The organism is Peribacillus sp. NPDC096622, from assembly GCF_044762665.1.
Taxonomy (GTDB): Bacteria; Bacillota; Bacilli; order Bacillales; family DSM-1321; genus Peribacillus; species Peribacillus frigoritolerans_B.
The window spans coordinates 1-1,496 of the sequence record NZ_JBIWES010000060.1; the positions used below are offsets into that span (position 1 = coordinate 1).

The following is a 1,496-nucleotide window of genomic DNA, read 5'->3' on the forward strand; positions in this document are numbered from 1 at the left end:
TGAACTACCATGAAAATAGACTTCTGGAATTTAGGGGAAAAGGCAATACTTAAGAAGACGCAGCTCATTGTTTTTTTAAAAAGGGGAGAGCGCCTAATTTACTGATTTATTGTAGGTAAGTGGACTGAATTAAGATGCTTCAGGTTCTTGTAATGTAACTGTGTATCCTAAACTTTCAAGTCTTCTTAGTGAATGCCGAAAAATTGATTGTTGTCTCTGTTTATCAAAGTAGTCTTCGCCTAAGTCTACATACATTTCTTTTCGAGTTAAGAGATAATAGGAGATACGTAACATGGCATGAGCGACTACTATTCCTGCTCGTTTCTTACCTTTTCGTGATGCTGTACGCCTATACAGTGCTCCGAGATAGTTTTTAGATCCTCTTACAGAATGAGCTGCTTCTGTTAATGCTGATCTCAAATACTTGTTTCCTTTTTTTGTTTTAGTCGATTTTCTTTTTCCCGCACTTTCGTTATGCCCAGGAACTAGTCCTGCCCAAGAACACATATGAGCTGCACTTGGAAACTGTTTCTTAATATCAGTCCCAATTTCAGATAAAATTTGCTCAGCCATTCTTGTAGCTATACCAGGAATAGAGTCTAATCGTTCCACATCTTCTTGATAGGAGCTTACTCTTTCCTCGACCTCTTGGTCGAGCATCTCGATTTGTTCAGTTAAAAAATCAATATGCTTTAAAATGGTTTTTAACATGAGGCGTTGATGCGAATTGATATAACCTTTAAGGGCGAGTTCTAGTTCATCTTTCTTCTTTTTCATTGTGCGTCGAGCAAAGTTTGCTAGTTTTTCAGGATCTTCTTCACCTTCGGCAATTGCGTTAAGCATGTCTCGAGCCGAAACACCCATAACGTCTGAAACGACAGAGCCTAGCTTAATATTTGCGCCCTCTAACACTTTTTGGATTCGATTATGTTGTCTAGCACGTTCTTCAATGATACTTCTACGGTACCGAACTAATTCACGTAGTTCCCGTTGATTTCGATCTGGAATGTAACTAGCTTTTAGAAGTCCATGACGAAGAAGTTTGGCAATCCATTCTGCATCTTTAACATCTGTTTTACGCCCTGGCACTGCTTTCATATGTTGAGCATTCACAACTAAAAACTCAATCTCTTCAGCTTCTAATAAATTAACAATAGGTTTCCAATATACACTGGTACTCTCCATGGCAACATGAGTACAGTTATTCTTTTTAATCCAATCCACTAACTGTATTAGAAAAACAGTTTTTGTTGAAAACGTTTGAATCTCCTTTCCTTCTGGTGTCATAATACATGCAGTAATATTGTCCTTATGGACATCCATACCACATGCTTTTTCAATGACTACTTCCATTGAAAACATCCTTTCTACGGCTCTCAATACAATTGGAGGCTGGTGCAAAAACCAGAATAGGATTAATCTACCATGTGTGCTTCCCGTAAGGGAGCGACAGTCAGTGGTGCACCTTGGTCGTTGGAGTCAGACTAACGGATGGG

Annotated in this window: 1 protein-coding gene; it reads right to left on the reverse strand. The window is 38.8% G+C overall.

Going from position 1 to position 1,496, the window contains the following annotated elements; all coding sequences use genetic code 11:
* Positions 1-129 precede the first annotated feature (129 nt).
* Positions 130-1,353, reverse strand: coding sequence for an IS110 family RNA-guided transposase (locus tag ACIQYG_RS26850; protein WP_402844635.1), 1,224 nt, complete (start codon positions 1,351-1,353; stop codon positions 130-132).
* Positions 1,354-1,496 lie beyond the last annotated feature (143 nt).

Bases quoted from the DNA above. Each gene is read 5' to 3' on its own strand.
- ACIQYG_RS26850 (WP_402844635.1), bottom strand. From the start codon at position 1,353: ATGGAAGTAGTCATTGAAAAAGCATGTGGTATGGATGTCCATAAGGAC.